The sequence below is a fragment of the Kitasatospora sp. NPDC032757 genome (genome assembly GCF_055579305.1).
Window position 1 is genome coordinate 372,759 of sequence record NZ_JBVINN010000002.1, and the last position, 16,837, is coordinate 389,595.

13 protein-coding genes are annotated in these 16,837 nt (G+C 76.3%); 12 read left to right on the top strand and 1 reads right to left on the bottom strand.

The window, feature by feature from the left end:
- The first annotated feature begins 1 nt into the window (after window position 1).
- From ACZ5WK_RS04785 to ACZ5WK_RS04830, 10 genes are all read left to right on the top strand, one after another.
- Window positions 2-1,345 (top strand): CpaE-like family protein, encoded by a 1,344-nt coding sequence (locus ACZ5WK_RS04785; protein ID WP_465544939.1) that lies wholly within the window; start codon window positions 2-4, stop codon window positions 1,343-1,345.
- The gene (locus ACZ5WK_RS04790; protein ID WP_465544941.1) at window positions 1,335-2,933 is read left to right on the top strand and encodes a CpaF family protein; all 1,599 of its coding nucleotides are present in this window, start codon (window positions 1,335-1,337) and stop codon (window positions 2,931-2,933) included. The genes ACZ5WK_RS04785 and ACZ5WK_RS04790 overlap by 11 nt, the downstream gene beginning before the upstream one ends.
- A complete protein-coding gene (locus ACZ5WK_RS04795) occupies window positions 2,933-3,925 on the top strand; it encodes a type II secretion system F family protein (protein ID WP_465544943.1) in 993 nt (330 codons plus the stop codon). The genes ACZ5WK_RS04790 and ACZ5WK_RS04795 overlap by 1 nt, the downstream gene beginning before the upstream one ends.
- Window positions 3,922-4,800 carry a type II secretion system F family protein gene (locus ACZ5WK_RS04800; RefSeq protein ID WP_465544945.1) on the top strand — a complete coding sequence of 293 codons (879 nt, stop codon included), beginning with the start codon at window positions 3,922-3,924 and terminating at the stop codon, window positions 4,798-4,800. Before ACZ5WK_RS04795 ends, ACZ5WK_RS04800 begins: the two co-directional genes overlap by 4 nt.
- A 67-nt stretch (window positions 4,801-4,867) precedes the next feature.
- On the top strand, window positions 4,868-5,146 hold the full coding sequence (locus ACZ5WK_RS04805) for a hypothetical protein (RefSeq protein WP_465544947.1): 279 nt from the start codon (window positions 4,868-4,870) through the stop codon (window positions 5,144-5,146).
- A gap of 35 nt (window positions 5,147-5,181) precedes the next feature.
- Window positions 5,182-5,553: a TadE/TadG family type IV pilus assembly protein gene (locus ACZ5WK_RS04810; protein WP_465544949.1), complete on the top strand. Its 372-nt coding sequence runs from the start codon at window positions 5,182-5,184 to the stop codon at window positions 5,551-5,553.
- An 86-nt stretch (window positions 5,554-5,639) separates the two neighbouring features.
- Window positions 5,640-6,038: a TadE/TadG family type IV pilus assembly protein gene (locus ACZ5WK_RS04815; RefSeq protein WP_465544951.1), complete on the top strand. Its 399-nt coding sequence runs from the start codon at window positions 5,640-5,642 to the stop codon at window positions 6,036-6,038.
- Between the two features lie 233 nt (window positions 6,039-6,271).
- A complete protein-coding gene (locus ACZ5WK_RS04820; RefSeq protein WP_465544953.1) occupies window positions 6,272-6,667 on the top strand; it encodes a hypothetical protein in 396 nt (131 codons plus the stop codon).
- The gene (locus tag ACZ5WK_RS04825) at window positions 6,667-10,602 is read left to right on the top strand and encodes a BTAD domain-containing putative transcriptional regulator (RefSeq protein ID WP_465544955.1); all 3,936 of its coding nucleotides are present in this window, start codon (window positions 6,667-6,669) and stop codon (window positions 10,600-10,602) included. The genes ACZ5WK_RS04820 and ACZ5WK_RS04825 overlap by 1 nt, the downstream gene beginning before the upstream one ends.
- Before the next feature lie 304 nt (window positions 10,603-10,906).
- Window positions 10,907-11,644 (top strand): VOC family protein, encoded by a 738-nt coding sequence (locus tag ACZ5WK_RS04830; protein ID WP_465544957.1) that lies wholly within the window; start codon window positions 10,907-10,909, stop codon window positions 11,642-11,644.
- Window positions 11,645-11,665: 21 nt separating this feature from the next.
- On the opposite strand, the gene ACZ5WK_RS04835 is transcribed toward ACZ5WK_RS04830, so the two are convergent.
- Entirely contained in the window at window positions 11,666-12,682 is a 1,017-nt protein-coding gene (locus ACZ5WK_RS04835; protein WP_465544959.1) for an Lrp/AsnC family transcriptional regulator, read from the bottom strand.
- A gap of 303 nt (window positions 12,683-12,985) precedes the next feature.
- Between ACZ5WK_RS04835 and ACZ5WK_RS04840 the strand changes: the two genes are divergently transcribed.
- Both ACZ5WK_RS04840 and ACZ5WK_RS04845 read left to right on the top strand, forming a co-directional pair.
- The gene (locus ACZ5WK_RS04840) at window positions 12,986-13,900 is read left to right on the top strand and encodes an alpha/beta hydrolase (protein WP_465544961.1); all 915 of its coding nucleotides are present in this window, start codon (window positions 12,986-12,988) and stop codon (window positions 13,898-13,900) included.
- Between the two features lie 796 nt (window positions 13,901-14,696).
- The gene (locus ACZ5WK_RS04845) at window positions 14,697-16,757 is read left to right on the top strand and encodes a hypothetical protein (protein ID WP_465544963.1); all 2,061 of its coding nucleotides are present in this window, start codon (window positions 14,697-14,699) and stop codon (window positions 16,755-16,757) included.
- The last annotated feature ends 80 nt before the right edge of the window (window positions 16,758-16,837 follow it).

Sequence of the window (16,837 nt, forward strand, 5' to 3'; positions counted from 1 at the left end):
GATGGCGGTGATCGCGGTGGTCGGCGGCCCCGGGGCACCGGGCGCCACCACGACGGCCCTGGCGTTGCTGCTGGCCTGGCCGTTGCAGCCGGGGCGCCGCATCCTGCTCGTGGAGTGCGACCCGGACGGCGGCGCGGTGCTGGCCGGTGCGCTGGAGGGCCGGGTCGAGGCGGTCTACGGGCTGCGCAACCTGGCCGTCGCGGACCGGCGCGGGCTGCTCGCCCAGGCGCTCTGGGAGCAGCTGATCGACCTCTCGCCCGAGGGGAACGCCGAACGGCTGCTGCTGCCCGGCCTGACCGACCCGACCCAGGCGCCCGGGCTCGCCTACACCTGGGAGCCGCTGATGGAGGTGCTGCACGGGCTGGAGCAGCAGGGCTACGACGTGATCCTCGACCTCGGCCGCTCCGGCGCCACCGGGACCAGCGCCGTCCTCGCCCGCCGGGCCGACGTGGTCGCGGTCACCGTGCGCAGCACCCTGCGCGGGCTGAGTGCCGTCCGGCCGCGGCTGTCCGCGCTCACCGAGGACCTCGCCACGGCCGGCACCGGTGCGGACGCGCTGGGCCTGCTGCTGGTCGCCGAGGGACCGTACTCGGGTGCGGAGGTCTCGCGGGAGTTCGGACTTCCGGTGCTCGGGCTGCTGCCGCACGCCGTGCGCACCGCCCGGGTGCTGTCGGACGGCGGGGACATCACCGACCGCCGGTTCATCCGCTCGGAGCTGATGCGGACGGCCCGTTCGGCGGCGGACGAGGTGCAGCTGCTGGTGCGCCGCCGTCGGCAGCGGCTGGCGCCCACGGCGGCGCCCGCACCCGCACAGCTCGCCGCGGCGCCCCCGGCCGACGCCGGGGCGCAGCCGCTCACCTACGCGCCTCCTCCTCCGGCGCCGCAGCCGTACGGTCAGGTGCCGCCGCCGGTGCCGCCGGTGATCGCCACCGGCCCGGTGGCGCCGCTGGCCGGGTTCGCGCCGCAGCCGGCCGCGCCCGCGCCCTTCCCTGCGCACGTCCAGCCGCAGCAGCCCGGGCCGCCGTACGCGGGCCCGGCGGACGGGGGCCCGTCGTCGGCAGGCCCGTCGTCGGCAGCGCCGACCACCGGGGCGCCGACCGCCGGAGGCCTGCCGGACGCAGGCCCGCCGTTCGCAGGCCCGCCGTACGCGGCCGCGTCGTACGCCGGGCCGCACGCCGGGCCACCGTACGGGCCGCCGGACGGTGGGCAGTACGGCCAGGGGCCCGCGCCGGAGTACGGCCACGTCCAGCCGGAGCAGCCGGAGCAGTACCGGTCGGCGCAGCCGTACGGCCAGGGCCCGCAGCAGTCCCACCTCGGCCACGGGGAGGTGCTCCGTGCGCGGTAGCCCCCTGCACCAGCACCCGGCGGCGGCCGACCCGGCCGCACTGCCCTGGACGGCGCCCCAGCCGGTCGTCCAGCCCGGCCCCGTCGCGCCCGGCCCCGTCGCGCCCGGCCCCGTCGCGGGCGCCCAGCAGGGCGGCGCCGCGACCCCCACCGCCGTTCCGTCCCAGCTGCCCTCCCTCGACCGGCGCGGCGCCGGCACCCGCCCGGCCGTCGACCCGCAGGTGGCGCGCGAGCTCAAGCGCCAGGTCGCGGCCGAACTGCACCAGCAGATCACCCGGCTGACCGCCGCCTCCGGTACCGAACCGGACCGCGCCACCCGCCGCCAGCGCGGCCGGGCCCTGATCGAGGAGGCCGTCGCCCGCTGGTCCGACGCCTACGCGCAGACCCACGGCATCCCGCCCACCCGCGACCAGGACCGCGCGCTCGCCGAGGCCGTCTTCGACCTGCTCTTCCGGGCCGGCCGGCTGCAGCCCTACCTCGACGACCCGGAGATCGAGAACATCCTGATCAACGGCTGCGACGACGTCTGGGTCTCCCGGGTGCACCAGCCGCTGCGCCAGGTCCCGCCGGTGGCCGACACCGACGCCGAACTGGTCGAGCTGCTCCAGGACCTCGCCCGCCAGCACGGCGGCGGCGAGCGCAGCCTCTCCACCGCGAGCCCGACCCTCGCGCTGCGCCTGGAGGGCGGCATGCGCCTCCAGGCGCTCACCGAGGTGACCCCGCGCCCGTACGTGGCGATCCGCCGCCACCGGGTGGCCTCGGCGACCCTGCCTGAGATGGTCCGGCTGGGCACCCTGGACTCCACCCTTGCCGCCTTCCTGGCCTCGGCGATCCGGGCCCGGAAGAACGTGATGATCACCGGCACCCAGGGTGTCGGCAAGACCAGCCTGCTGCGCGCGATGGCCGCCGAGATCCCGCCGGACGAGCGGATCGGCACCCTGGAGTCGGAGTTCGAGCTCTGGCTGCACACCCTCGGCCACCTGCGCCAGGTCGTTCCGATGGAGGCCCGGGAGGGCAACGGCGAGCGCGTCGAGGGCCGGATGGCCGGTGAGCTGACGATCGGTGACCTCATCCCGGCCGCACTCCGGATGACGCTGTCACGGATCATCGTCGGCGAGGTCCGCTCCGGCGAGGTCGTCCCGATGCTGCGCGTCATGACCAACGGCGAGGGCGGCTCGATGTGCACGCTGCACGCCCGCGGCCCGCACATGGTGGTCGACCGCATCGCCGAACTCTGCCTGGAGTACGGCTCGCACATGACCGACGCGCTCGCCTACCGGCTCACCGCCAACGCCGTGGACCTCATCGTGCACGTGTCGATGGTCGACGAGACGGCCGTCGGCGGCCGGCGCCACCGCTTCGTCTCGCACGTCCTGGAGGTGACCGGCCTCGGCGAGAGCGGCCGGCCCGCCCTCAACACCGTGTTCGGCCCGCGCCCCGAGCTGGGCGAGCCGCGCGCCGTCCCGCACACCCCGCCGAACTGCCTGGACGACCTGCGCCGGGCCGGCTTCGACGCCGCGCTGCTCGGCTCCCGGTACGGGAGCTGGGCCGAGCCGCTCCAGCTGCGGATCGGCGGTGGCCCCCGGTGATGCTGCTCTTCGCCCTCTGCGGCCTGCTGGTCGCGCTCGGCCTGGCCGCCCTGGTGGCCTGGGCGCGCGGCAGCGAGCCCGTGGACGAGGACACCGAGGCCGACGGGCCCAGCCCGCTGGCCGGCCGCCTCCACGTGTTCTGGTACGGCGCGCCCGGCACCGCCCCGGCCCGGGTGGTGCGGCTGCGCCGGGTCCAGCTGCCGCTGGCGCTGGCCGGCGCGCCGCTCGGCTGGCTGTTCACCGGCATCCCGCTGACCGCGCTGCTGGTGCCGTGCGCCGTCTTCGGCCTGCCCTGGCTGTTCGACACCACCCGCCCGGACACCCACCGGATCGAGCGGCTGGAGGCGCTCTCCGAGTGGACCCAGCGGATCGCCGACGTGCTGCTGCTCGGTGTCGGCCTCAACCAGGCCATCGTCACCAGCCGCCGCACGGCGCCCGCCGCGATCGAGGACGAGGTCGGGGAGCTGGCCGCCCGGCTCCAGGCCCGCTGGCGGCCGGAGGAGGCGCTGCGCGCCTTCGCCGACAGCCTGGCCGACGCCACCGCCGACAAGGTGCTCGCCGCGCTGCTGCTGCGGGCCGGGGACAGCGGCCCCGGCCTGGCCCGGGCGCTCTCCGACATGGCCGACTCGGTCCGCGAGGAGGTCCGCCAGCGCCGCACCATCGAGGCCGACCGGGCCAAGCACCGCACCACCATCCGCTGGCTGGTCGGCATCATCGTGCTGGTCGTGGTGCTCGGCTCGTTCAACACCGAGTACACCCGGCCGTACAGCACCGTGCTGGGGCAGATCGTGCTCGCGGTGGTCGCCGCGCTCTTCGTGGCGATCATCGCCTGGATGCGCGCACTGGCCTCGCACCCGCCGGTGCCTCGGCTGCTGGAGGCCGACCGGCGCAGCCGGACCGGTGGCCGTGGCCGCTCCGGCAGGCCCGCGGACGCCGGTCCGGGCCCGGACGGCTCCGCCGACGAGCAGTCACTTCTCGGGGAGGCCCGATGATCTCGCCCTGGTCCGTGCTGGTCGGCGCGATCGCGGCCGGCGGCGTCGCCCTGCTGATCTCCGAACTCCGGCCCGCCCCGCCCGATCTGAGCCAGGCCCTGGACCGGCTGCACCGCACGCCCGCCGACCGGACACCCCACCCGGACGAGCGGCCGCGCTGGTTCGACCGGATCGGCGAGCGCTCGGCCGGCCTGCGCGGCGTGCGCATCCCGTACCGGGAGCTGTCGCTGATCGGCCGCACCCCGGCCCGGTTCATGGCACACAAGCTGCTGTTCGCCGTGATCGGCCTCGTCCTGCCGGCCTACCTGGCGGCGATGGCGCTGCTGCTGGACATGGGCCTGCCGTTCGCGCTGCCGCTGGTCGTCGGGCCGCTGCTGGGCGGGCTGTTCTGGTTCGTCCCGGACGCCATCGTGCGCGGCGAGGCCAAGGAGGCGCGCACCGAGTACCTGCACGGCATCGCCGCCTACCTGGAGCTGGTCGCGCTGGAGCGGGCCGCCGACCTCGGGCCCGCCGAGGCGCTGCGCCGCGCCGCCTCGGTCGGGCGCGGCCCGGTCTTCCGCCGGATCCGGGACGCCCTGGACCGCGCCGCCACCGACCGGCTGCCGCCGTGGGCCGGACTGGACGCGCTGGCCGTCGAACTCGGGCTGACCCCCTTGCAGGACGTCGCCGACATCATGCGGCTCTCCGGCACCGACGGCGCCGCCGTCTACGACACCCTGCGGGCCCGGGCCAAGGGCCTGCGCGGCGAGCTGCTGGCAGAGGACCTGGCCCGGGCCAACGCCGACAGCGAGCGGATGGTCGCGCCCGGGGCCGCCCTGACCCTGCTGATGACCGTCCTGATCGTCTTCCCCGCGCTCCACCAGATGCTCGCCTGAGCAGGCCGCACGGGGCGTGCCTCACCGACCGAGCAGCTGACACCACACCCAACCCCGGGAGTTCCCGATGTACGACCAGTTCAAGTCCCTGGCGGGCCGGTTGATCCGGCCCACGCTGCTACCCGTCCAGTTCGCGCTGCTGCTCTTCCAGTTCCGCGTCGGCCGGGTGAAGGCCGCCCGGGCGCGCGGCGACCGCGGCGCGATCAGCATCGAACTCGCCCTCGCCATCATCGCGCTGGTCTTCGTCGCGGGCGCCGTCGCGGTGGCGCTGTACGCGCTGAAGGACAAGGTCGTGAAGAAGGTCGAGCAGGACCCGAACCTCCCGGGCGGGGGCGCGGCCACGTGACGCACCGGCCCCGTCGCCGCGGCGACCGGGGGTCGGTGAGCCTGAGCCTGGCCATCGTCTTCCCGGTCGTCCTGGTGCTGATCCTGCTCGTCGTCCAGGTGTCGATGTGGTGGTACTACCGCCAGGTCGCGCTCACCGCTGCCCGCGAGGGCGTGGACGCCGGACGCGTGCAGGGCAACCGCAGCGACGAGGCCAAGGACGAAGCGGCGACGAGGCAGGCCGAGGACTTCCTCGGCCGGCAGGGCGTCCGCGAGTACCGGGTGACGAAGGCCGGCAGCACACCCGAGCTGATCAGGGTGACGGTGGAGCTCACGGCGCCCTCCGTCGTCCCGTTCCTCAAGCCGACCGTCACCCAGTACGCCGAGGCGCCGCGCGAGCGGTTCCTGCCGCCGAAGGTGGTGCCGTGAAGCGGGCGGGCGGTCTCCGGGGCCCGGGGCGGCGGTTCGCGGCGTGGCGGGCCGCCCGGTCGGCGCGGGGGCGCGACGGCGGCGGAGTGGCGATCGAAGCGGCGATCGTCGCCCCGGGCGTCGTCGCGCTGATCCTGGTCACCGTCGCCGCGGGCCGGGTGCAGACCGCGGCCGGCACGGTGGAGGCGGCGGCCCGCTCGGCCGCCCGGACGGCGTCGCTGGTGCGCAGCGCCGACGGGACGGACGCGCTGGTCGAGCGGACCGCCAGGGCCACCCTCCAGCAGCAGGGCGTCGACTGCCGGAGCAGCAGCGTCACCTGGAAGCCCGGCCGACTGGAGAGCCACGGGGCCGTGATGGCCACCGTGGAGGTGACCGTGGTGTGCGAGGTCGGCCTGAGCGACCTCGTGCCCGGGCCCGGCATGCCCGGGACGAAGAGGCTCGTCGGCACCTTCATCTCGGTGGTCGACCGCTACCGGGGTGGGTGAGACGGGTGGTGCGGACGAGGTTTCCGGGCGGGGATTGGGGACGCCCCGGGCGGGGGAGACGCAAGCGGAGGGCTCCCGGGGGCGGGCAGGCAGGGGTGCGGAGCGGTTCCGGTGGGGACCGGTGGGGAGACGAACGTGCGGGAGGGGGCGTGATGGCGCGCAGACCCGGGGGAGAACGGCGGCGGGGCCGCGGGGGCCGGGGGTGGGCGCGAGGCCGGTCCGACCGGGGCTCGATGGCCATCTTCGTGGCGATCTGCGCGGCCTTCCTGGTCCTGGTCATCGCCCTCGTCGTGGACGCCGGAGGCCGGTTGCGCGTCGCCGAGCGCACCGACGCCTATGCCCAGGAGGCCGCCCGGGTCGGCGGCCAGCAGCTCGACGAGGCAGCCGTGCTCCGCGGCGAGGGGTACCGGATCAAGGAGCAGTACGTCAAGGACGCCGCCGACAGCTACCTCGCCCTGTACCACCTCAAGGCGGCGGCCGTGGCGTTCTCACCGGACGGAACGGCCGTCACCGTCACGGTGGAGGCCGACTACAAGCCGGCCCTGCTGGGCGAGCTCGGCAAGCAGAAGGTCACGGGCAAGGGGAGTGCCACCCTCGTCCACGGAGTCGAGAAAGCGGAGACCGACTGATGGTCGCGCCACGTGCCAAGGACCAAGCCCGCGACGGACGTTCGGCCCGCCGCGGGCCCGCTCGCCGGGCCGGAGCGCCGGCGTCCGGCCGTCCGCCGGCGTCGCTGCCCCCGCGCCGCGGCGGCCGGGGCGGCGCCCTGCTCACCGCCGTCGCGGCGCTGCTCACCCTGCTCGCCCTGCTCGTCGGCGTGCCCGCGCTTCTGATGTACGGCACCCAGGCCGTCGCCGCGATGGGTGACGTCGCGCCGGACGGCGTCGGGCAGGCGCTGACCGGCCCCGACGACGGGCGGCTCTTCCTCTGGCTGCTGGTGGTGGTCGGCTGGCTGGGCTGGCTCTGCTTCGCCGTCTCCGTCCTGCTGGAGATCCCGGCCCAGCTGCGCGGCCGGATCGCCCGGCGGATCCCGGCCTTCGGCTGGAGCCAGCGGCTGGCCGCCGGCCTGGTCGGCTCGGTGATCGCGCTGCTGCCGGTGGCCGGATCGTCCTTCGCCGCCACTCCCGACCGGGCCCATGCCGCCTCCGCCCCGGCCCAGTTGACCATCGGCGCGCAGCGGGCCGCACTGCCCGCCGCCCAGGCCGCGCCCGCACTCGCGCCCGCCGCCGACCAGCACCCCACGTACACCGTCCGGGACAGCCGGCCCGCCGACAGCCTCTGGTCCATCGCCGAGCGCCAACTGGGTTCGGGAGAGCGGTGGGTGGAGATCGCCAAGCTCAACGACGGCCGGGTGATGGACGGTTCGGGCGTCCGCTTCGACGCCGAGCGGCCGATCCAGCCCGGGTGGGAGCTGCTGATGCCGGGCGACGCCAAGGCGGACGCGGCTGCGGCCCAGGCCCCGGCGCCGGCCCCTGCCCAGGCGCCGGCGTCCGGCGTGCCGCAGGCGGGGACGGCCGGGAGTGCCGGGCACGCTACGGTGACGGTGGCGGCCGGGGACAGCCTGTCGGCCATCGCCCAGCGGGAGTTGGGGGATGCCGAGGCCTGGCCGAAGCTGTTCGAGGCGAACAGGGGTGTCCAGGCGCCGGACGGGGAGCGGCTGACCGACCCGGACGTGGTGGTGCCGGGGATGGTGCTGACGGTTCCGGGGGCTGCTGCTCCCGCTCCGGCTCCCGCGCCCGCGCCGGTACCGGATCCGGCTCCTGCTCCTGCCCCGGCGCCTTTACCGGCACCCGGGGCGTCCACCACGCCCGCGCCGCCCGCCTCGCCCCCCGCCACACCGGCTCCCGCCACCCAGGCGCCCACCCCGCCGCCCACCCACGCCCCGGCCCCCGCCGCGCACACCGAGGCGGCCCCGAGCGACGACTACACCGTCGCCCTCACCGCCTCCACCGTCAGCGTCCTGCTCGCCGCCATGATGATCGGCACCGTCGCCCGCAAGCGCGGCACCCAGCTGCGCGCCCGCCGCCCGCGCCACCGCATCGCCCTGCCGGCCGCGCCCGCCGCCGCCTTCGAGGCCGAGCTGAAGACCCGTCAGGACGACCGCGGCCTCGACCTGCTCGACCGTGCCCTGCGCACCCTGGCCCGCAACACCGTCCGCGGCGGCAAGCGCCTGCCCGCCGTCGTGGCCGCCCGGGTCACCCCCGGGCACACCGTCGAACTCCACCTCTCCGGCCCGGCCGCTCCGATCGCGCCGTTCCGCGCCGCCCACGCCCCCAACGTCTGGTGGTGCGCGGCCGACTCCACCGAGCTGCTCTCGCCCTCCCAGGCCCGCAAGTCCGCCGCGCCCTACCCGGCCCTGGTCACCCTCGGCACCGCGCCGGACGGTTCGGTCGTCCTCGCCGACCTGGAGACCGTCCGGCTGCTCCACCTCTCCGGCCACCCGGACGACGCCCGCGACGTGCTGCGCACCCTGGCCGTCGAACTCGCTCACAGCCCCCTCGCCGACCGGCTCCACCTGCACCTCGTCGACCTCGCCGAGGAGCTGCCGATCAGCGGCCCGGCCGCCGAACGGGTCCACCACCACCCCACCCTGGAGGCGGCGCTCGCCGCCCTCGGCCCGCGCACCGCCAAGGCCCGCGCCACCCTGGTCGCCGCGGAGGCCGCCAGCCCCCGGGACGCGCGCAGCCGCGGCCAGGCCGACGAGTCCTGGGTCCCGGAGATCGTGCTCTGCGCCCACCAGCCCGGCGGCGACATCCCCGCCGAGCTCGGCCGCCTGCTCGACGCCCGACCCCGCACCTGTGTCGCCGTGGTCACCCGCGCGCCCGAGCGCGGCACCGGCCCGGTCGCCCGCTGGACCCTGCCCAGCACCGGCCAGGCCACCATCCCCGGCCTGCACCTCACCCTGGAGCTGCAACGCCTGACCGGCCCGCAGTACGAGCAGGTCTCCGAGCTGCTCCGGGCAGCCGACGACACCACCCAGCACCCCGCCCCCGCCTGGACCCTGGACGGCCCCGGCATCGACCTCGAACCGGCCGAACTCCCCTCCCCCGTACCGGTCCTGGCAGCGGTCGGTGCCGGGTTCCTCGGTGCTGCGGGTGTCGCCGGCGGTGCGGGGGAGGAGAGCGGCGGCTCGGACGCGGCCGGCCCGCGTCTGCTCGCCCGGGTCATCGGTACGGGCGCGAGCCCGTTCGCCGGCACCGACCCGGCCGCGCCTGCCGGGTTCGCGGCGGGTGCCGCGGGTGGCCCGGGGGCGCGCTTCCTCGCCAACGGCCTCGGCCGGCAGAGCGGAGCGGGCTCGGTGGTCCTGTCCGGAGCCGGAGCCGGAGCCGGAACCGCAGCCGGAGCCGGAGCCGGAACCGGGGCCGGAGCGGAGGCCGACGAGGACGCGGACCTGGACGAGACCACGCAGAACCTCCGCCTCCCGGCCGGGGCCGACGTGGTGGTGCCGGTCCAGTCCGTCCAGCTCGTCCAGCCGGTACCGCCCGCCGCGCCGGCGCCGGAGCCCGTGACGCCGGAGCCCGCCCCGTCCGGGCCCGTGACGTCCGGGCCGGTGGCGCCCGCCCCCGAGCGCGCGCCGGAGCCCGTGCCGACCCACGACCCCGCACCCGCGCCCACCGGCGTCGACCCGCGCCTCCCCGCCCGCCCCGAGCCGGCCCCTGAGCCGCTCCCCGAGCCGTCCGCGGAACGCTCCGCCGAGCCGGCGCCCCAGCCGGCTTCCGCGCCGACGGCCCGTACCACCCCGGCCCGCAGCGACTGCGACGACCTGCTCGCCATCCTCCGGTCCCCGGAGGCGCACGCCGTGCGCACCGCCCCCCGGATCCGGCTGCTCGGCCCGGTCGACGTGGCCGGCGCCGCCGGTACCGCCGAACCGGCCGTCCTGCCCCGGCTCACCGAACTCGCCGCCTACCTCGCCCTGCGACCCGGCGCCGACCACAACGCCCTCGACCACGACCTCCATCCCGGCGCCGCCCACCTCGACCCGCACCCCACCGCCGCCGACGCCAAGAGCCCGCTGCCCGCCAAACTCGCCGACCTGGCCGCCTGGTTCGGCAGCTCGGCCGAGGGCCGGGCCTTCCTGCCCACCGACACCCCCGACGGCTACACCTTCGCTCCGACCGTCACCTGCGACTGGGACGAGTTCCGCAGCCTCTACCGCCGCGGCATGCGCAGCACCAGCGCCACCGCCGACGCGGCCCTCGCCCACGCCCTCGCCCTGGTCCGCGGCGCCCCCTTCGCCGAAGCCCCGCCCGCCGCCTACGGCTGGGCCGAGGCCGAACGGCAGGACATGATCGCCGCGATCGTCGACACCGCCCACGAACTCGCCGCCCGCCGCCTCCAGTACGGCGACCACCGCAGCGCCGAGGCCGCCGTCTTCCGCGGCCTCGCCGTCGCCCCGGACGTCGAACTGCTGCACCGCGACCTCTTCTACGCCTACGCCTCCGCCGGCGCCCGCGACCAGCTCCTGCGCGCCGTCAACCGCCTCGACGCCCTGAGCCGCCGCACCGGCCGCGACCTCGACGCCGACACGGTCGCCCTGCTCCGCGACCTCCTGTCGGGGGCGTGACGCGGGGCACCGTCGGTCAGGTGCGGGCGGCATGGTCGGGCTTCGCCTGCGTTCACAAGGACTCGCCCATGCCGGCGATGACGTGGTCGGGCCGGGTGTGCGGGCGCCCGGCCCGACCCTCGGGACACGGACCGCTTCCAGGCGGGTGCAGTCGTTGGTGTTGCCGCCCGACAGGGCGAAGCCGAGCGGTCGGCCGCGTCCGTCGCAGGCCAGGTGGAGCTTGGTGCTCACATGACGACGCACGCGGCGGACATGACCTCTCATCCCTTGATCATCTTTGCAGGCGGACCCTAGGATTTGCGGCATGGCAACACGACTTGTGCAGATCAACATGAAGGCCCAGGACGACTCCGCGCTCGGCCGGTTCTGGGCGGAGGCACTCGGTTGGGGGCTCGACAGCGAGGGCCCCGGTGTGACCAACCTCGAACCCGTGGGCTTCGCCTACCCCGCCCCCGTGGCCGTCTGCATCGACATCATCGCCCGCCCGGAACCCAAGACGGTGAAGAACCGGGTGCACCTTGATCTGGCCACCACCTCGACCGCCCATCAGGCGGAGTTGGTCGCACGCCTGAAGGACCTCGGCGCGACGCTCGCCGACGTGGGTCAGGGCGACGTCCCCTGGACGGTCATGGCCGACCCGGAGGGCAACGAGTTCTGCGTCCTGGAGCCCCGCCCGGTCTACGAGGGCACCGGGCCGATCGCCGCGGTGGTGGTCGACTGCGCCGACCCACGAGCGATGGCCCGGTTCTGGGGCGAGGCGATGGACTGGACGCTGCACGAGGTCACCGACGACCACGCGACCATGCGCTCCGCCGAAGGCGTCGGCCCCTACCTGGAGTTCATCCGCACCCCCGACACCAAGAGCGTGTGGAACCGCGTCCACCTCGACGTCCGCCCCTACCCGGGTGACGACCCGGCAGCAGAGGAAGCCCGACTGCGCGCCCTGGGCGCCACCGACGCCGGCATCGACCGGTCGGCGATCTCCTGGACGGTTCTGGCCGACCCGGAGGGCAACGAGTTCTGCCTCCTCAGCCCTCTCTGACCTCGAGCAACGGCTTCGCCCTCACCTCGACGGGACGGGTTGGACCGGCTGGGGAGTGCGTTTGGCGGCGCGGCTGACGATGGCCGTCTCGACGTGGGTGATGCCCAGGCCGACCAGGTCGCGGGAGAGGAAGCCGTAGAGGGTCGTCAGGTCCGGGAAGTACGCGGCCGCGTGCAGGTTGGAGGGGCCCGACGTCGCGAACGCGCCGTGCACCGCGGGGTGGTCGGCCAACGCCTGCCCGGCGGCGGCCAGATGGTCGGGGGCCACGTGAAGCAGGAGCTTGGCCTCGATGGGCAGCCCGAGGCGGCGGGGATCGACCAGGACCTGCGTGATCAGACGGCCCTGGGCGGTCAGTTGGGCCAGGCGCCGGCGCACCGTGCTCTCCGGGCGGCCGGTGCGCGCGGCCAGGGCCGCCGCGGGCAGGCGCGCATCGGGTGTGAGGGCGTCGATCAGGGACTGTTCCAGGGCATCGGTGTCGACGCCGTACGGGCCCGGGGAGCCGGAGGCGACCGCCCCGGGGACGGGCCCGCCCGTGACGAGCGCCGTGCGTTCGGCCGCGCTCAGCACCTGGTGGCGCCACTCGGAGGTGAGCCGGAAGACGTGCAGGATCGTGGCGCTCTCCAGGGACGTCACCGCCTGGGTGGACGGCAGCTGGCGGAAGACCAGCGGGTCGCGTGAGCCCGGCTCGGTGCGGGCGACCGCGAAGATCTCGTCACCCGACGTGGTGACGTCGATGAAGGGGATGTCCTCGCGCGCCGCGAGCGCGGCCACGATGGTGTCGAGCTTCCCCCGCAGGACCCGGATGCGCAGGAACAGGGCCCCGGCCGAGCCCCCGTTGCGCGGTCGCGCCACGGGTGAGACCACCACGCGCACGGTGCCGTCGGCGCCTAGCGCCTGCAGGCGGCGGCGGACCGTCGCGGGGCTGAGCCCCAGCACGTCGGCCGCCCGCTCCGCGGTGAGGCGGCCGTCGCACTGCAACGCGGCCACCAGCCGCTGATCCAGGAGGCTCAGTACGGAATTCGCCGATGCGTGCGCCATGGAGGCAAGTTTCGCCCATTTCGTCGCGCTGCGGAGCCTGTTCCGGCGGCAACGCCCCAAGCATGGATGTCATCCCCTCCGCCCCGTCCCCCGGCGCACGTCGGGGGCCCGCGACACGGAAGGAGCAGCCGATGATCCTCGACCCGCGCATCTGGTTCCCCGGCCTGACCGGCTGACCGGTCGACCGTCAGCACCTCCGGCGCCGCGACCGGCGGCCCGGAGCAGCGGGCCTGCGGTGCGACAACACCGCGGGCCCGCGGTTTCCCAGCAGCCCGAGAACGACGGATCCCCACGGAGGCCCACGTGCCCGCACTCGAGCAACGGAAGAAAGTACGCTTCCCCAGCGGCGACACCTCGTGCGTCGCCTGGCACTACCCGGGGTCCAACGGCGGCTGCGTGATCATGGCCGGCGGAACCTCGGTGACGAAGGAACCGGCCTCCGACCTCTTCGCCGCACGGTTCAACGACGCCGGTTTCGCCGTCCTCGCGTTCGACCACCGGCGGTTCGGAGAGAGCGGGGGCACGCCGCGCCAGATCGTCCGCTTCGACGAGCAGGTCGCCGACTGGCACGCCGCGATCGCCTGCGCGGCCGGCCTGCCCGACGTCGACCCGGACAGGATCGCGCTCTGGGGCTTCTCGCTCGCGGGCGGCCACGTCTTCCGGGTCGCGGCCGACCACCCGCGACTCGCCTGTGCGATCGCCCAGACCCCGCTGGTCGACGGCCGCGCGGTCGCTCCCCACGCGCTGCGCTCCATGACGCCCCTCGCGCTGCTGGGGCTCTTCGGCCGGGGCGTCGCGGACGCACTCGGGGGCCTCGTCGGGCGTCCGCCGATCCTCGTCCCGACCTCCGGACCGCGCGGCGCCGTCGCCTCGCTCACCACACCCGATGCGACGGACTGCGACCGGGCCCTCGATCCCGACCGCCGCCACACGAACTGGGAGCAGACGGTGGCCGCACGGATCTCCCTGCGGATCGGCGGGTACCGGCCCGGCCGCCATGCCGCCCGGATACGGTGCCCGCTGCTGGTGGTCGTCTGCGACCAGGACCAGAGCGTGCTCCCCGGCCCCGCCGTCCGGGCGGCCCGGAACGCGCCGGAGTCCGAGGTGGTGCATCTGCCGGGCCGTCATTACGCCCCGTTCCTCGAAGCGCACGAACAGGCCGTCACGGCGGAGGTCTCGTTCCTGCGGAAGCACCTGGATCCCGGCGATCCACGATGAGGCGGGTCACGGCAGCCGGTGATCCGCCGACGCAGGCGGTGATCGTCGCGCACGGAGTCCGACGTTCTCTCAGGAAGCCGTGCCCACGGAGCCGCGGTCCCTGAACGGGGGCGGTGGCGGTGCGGGTGCCGGCGTGGACACCCTGTCGCACGACGACCGGCGGTGCAGTGACGGTTGACGACGGCCTGGCACGGGGGTGCAGGCCGGGGACCAGCACTGCGGCGGATGCCGGCCGGACGTACGGATCGGCCGGTACGAGCCCGATCGGCCCGCGCCGACCTCGGCCGGTACGAGGCCGATCCGTACCCGCGGAGCCCGGTGGCCGCGGGCCACGTCCCCGGACCGCGCACCCGGGCGCGGCGCCAGGTCGTGCGCGCACGGACCGGTCGCCCCGGCCGCTCCGGTCGGCCGCCGCACGGGGCCCTGCTCGGCCCGACGTCCTGCCGGCGGGCCGTCGAGGGCAACTGGGCATCGAGGCAGGGCCGTTCGCCCTTCGGCCGGCGGGGCGGCCGGTGCCGCCGGCGGTGCGGGCGCCGCCCGGCCCGGCACCGGGCGCGGACGCCCGCCGGTCCGGGGGCGCCGGCGGGCCTGCGGCAGGCGGGCGGCGGGTGGTCGGCGCGCCCCGGAGGGCGGGCGGGACGGAAGGTGGGCGACGCCGCCCCGGCCCTGATCACCGCCCCGGCCTGGCTCGGGCGTGCCGGGATCTCGTAGGGTGGCGCTGACGGATGTGGTGGCAGGCACCACGGGGCAAGGCAGTCAGACGCCGCTGGACGGCGGGGCGGGGCGGTGACCAGAGATGGCGGAGACGACGGCTGTCCCCGGCGGTCCCGATCCCGCGGCCGACGCGGGCCCCTGGGACGCCGTGCCGCCGGGCCCCCCGCGCAACCCGTACGAGGAGCGCCTGCCGGGCCCGGCCGCCCTGTACGAGCCGCCCGTCCCGGCCTCGGCGCCGGTACCGGCCCAGGCGCCGCCCGCGCCGATGACGCCGCCGACCGGATGGACCGTCACCGGCATGTCCGTCGTGGCCCCGCCGCCGTCGGCGACCCCGCTGCCGTTCACCGTCCCGCTCCCCGCGACCACCCCCGCCCACGGCGTCCCCGTCGGTGCGGCGGGCGGCGCGGCCGGCCCGGGCGGTCTCGGGGCCGCGCCGCGCGGACGGATGCTGGTCGTCGAAGGCGGCTACGGCAACTCCGGCCGCCGCACCTGGGGTCGCGGCGGACCGACCCAGGCACCCGTGCTCTCCGCGATGCTCGCCGCCGTCTCCCCGCAGGTCCTGCTCGCGGCCGACGCGGTGGACGCCGTCCACCTCCCCGGCGCCAGCGACCCGCACACCGTGCTCGCCCACCTCCGCGCCGCCGCCCGCCACCCCGGCCCCCTTCTCGTCCACCTCGGCGGCCACCTGCTCGCCGACAAGCGCGGCGGCCAACTGCACCTCACCCTGCGCGACTCCAAGCCCGGCAGCGTCCGGCAGGACGGCCTCGCCTGGCAGTCCATCGCCGGCGAACTGCGGCACCGGCCCGCCGAGTGGCAGACCCTCGTGATCGCGGACCTGAGTGCCGACCAGAACGCCTGGCCGTTCCTCCAGGGCACCGTCTCCCCGCTCTCCGACGGCCTCCCGCTCTGGGCGGTGGTCAGCCCCGACCCGGAGCAGATCGGTACCTTCACCCGCGCGCTGATCGAGGCCCTGCACGGCGGCCGCCCGGGGGCCGACGCCGTCCTCGCCCCCGAACAGCTCCGCCAGCAGGTGTACTCGGTGCTGCGCCCGGACGTCGTCATCCTCGCCACGCACGCGCCGAACCGTCCGTTCTTCCGCAACACCGCCCGCCGGACGGACGGTCCGGCCCTGGACCCCGCCGCCTACGAGGGTCCGCGCCCGGCCGCCGTGCTGCCCCGCCCGCCGGCCCGGCACGACGACGGTCCGCGCGATGCCGTTCCGAGGGACGCCGTTCCGCGTGACGCCGTCCCGTTCGTCCCGAGGCCCGTCGTCACGCTGGACAAGCCCGCCGCGGCCGCCTTCGCGGGGTCCGCGCCCGCCGTCGTGCCCTTGCCGCCGTCCGACGGCCCGGTGAACCTGTTCAAGCCCGGAGTCCCGCCCACGCCGCCGCCCCCGCCCCACCCCGTCGACCTGCGCAAGGCCTACGCCTGGCGGCCCACCTCGGACGGCGTCGTCACCCTCGACAAGCGCACCCCGGCGGACGTCACCCCGGCGGACTCCACGCCGGCGGACGTCACCCCGACCGACGCCGTCACCGCGACCGAAGGCGTCACCGAGGGCGTCGTCCTCGCGGACGCGGTGCCGGCTGCTCCGGCCGGCGTTGCCCCGGCCGGTCCTGCGCCCGCCGAGGCGGCGCCGACCGGGCCCGAAGCTGCGCCGACCGGGCCCGAGCCCGAGGTTGCCGGACCGGACGCCTCCCAGCCCCGCGAGGACTACCGCGAGGTGATCGGCCGGATCGTCCGCAGCGCCGACGCCGGGGACCACGGCGCCGCCACCGACCTCGCCTTCGCCCTCGAACTGGAGGCGATCGCCGAGCACGGCGCCGTCTCCGAACCGGTCCTCCAGGTCCGCCAGGTCCGCGCGCACGTGTGCCGCCTGGCCGGGAAGACGATCGAGGCGGCCGACATCTACCGCGAGGTGGCCCTCACCCTCCTCCGGTCCCAGGGCGCGGAGCATCCGGAGACCCAGCAGGCCGCCACCAACGCCGAAGCCTGCTGGCGGGCGATCCCGGACCGTGCGGCGGCCCTCCGCATCGCCCCCGAGATCATCGAACTGCGCGCCTACCTCCCCGGCCCCGACGGCCGGAAGCTCCGCGCCGCCGAACGCCACCTCGCCCACCTGGCCGCCACCGACCCCGCCTGACCCCCGCGCACGGGAAGTCGGCGGGTCCGGCTTTTCGTGCGCGTGGACCGCGCCCGAGCCGGGGGAGCGGAGTGGGAAGT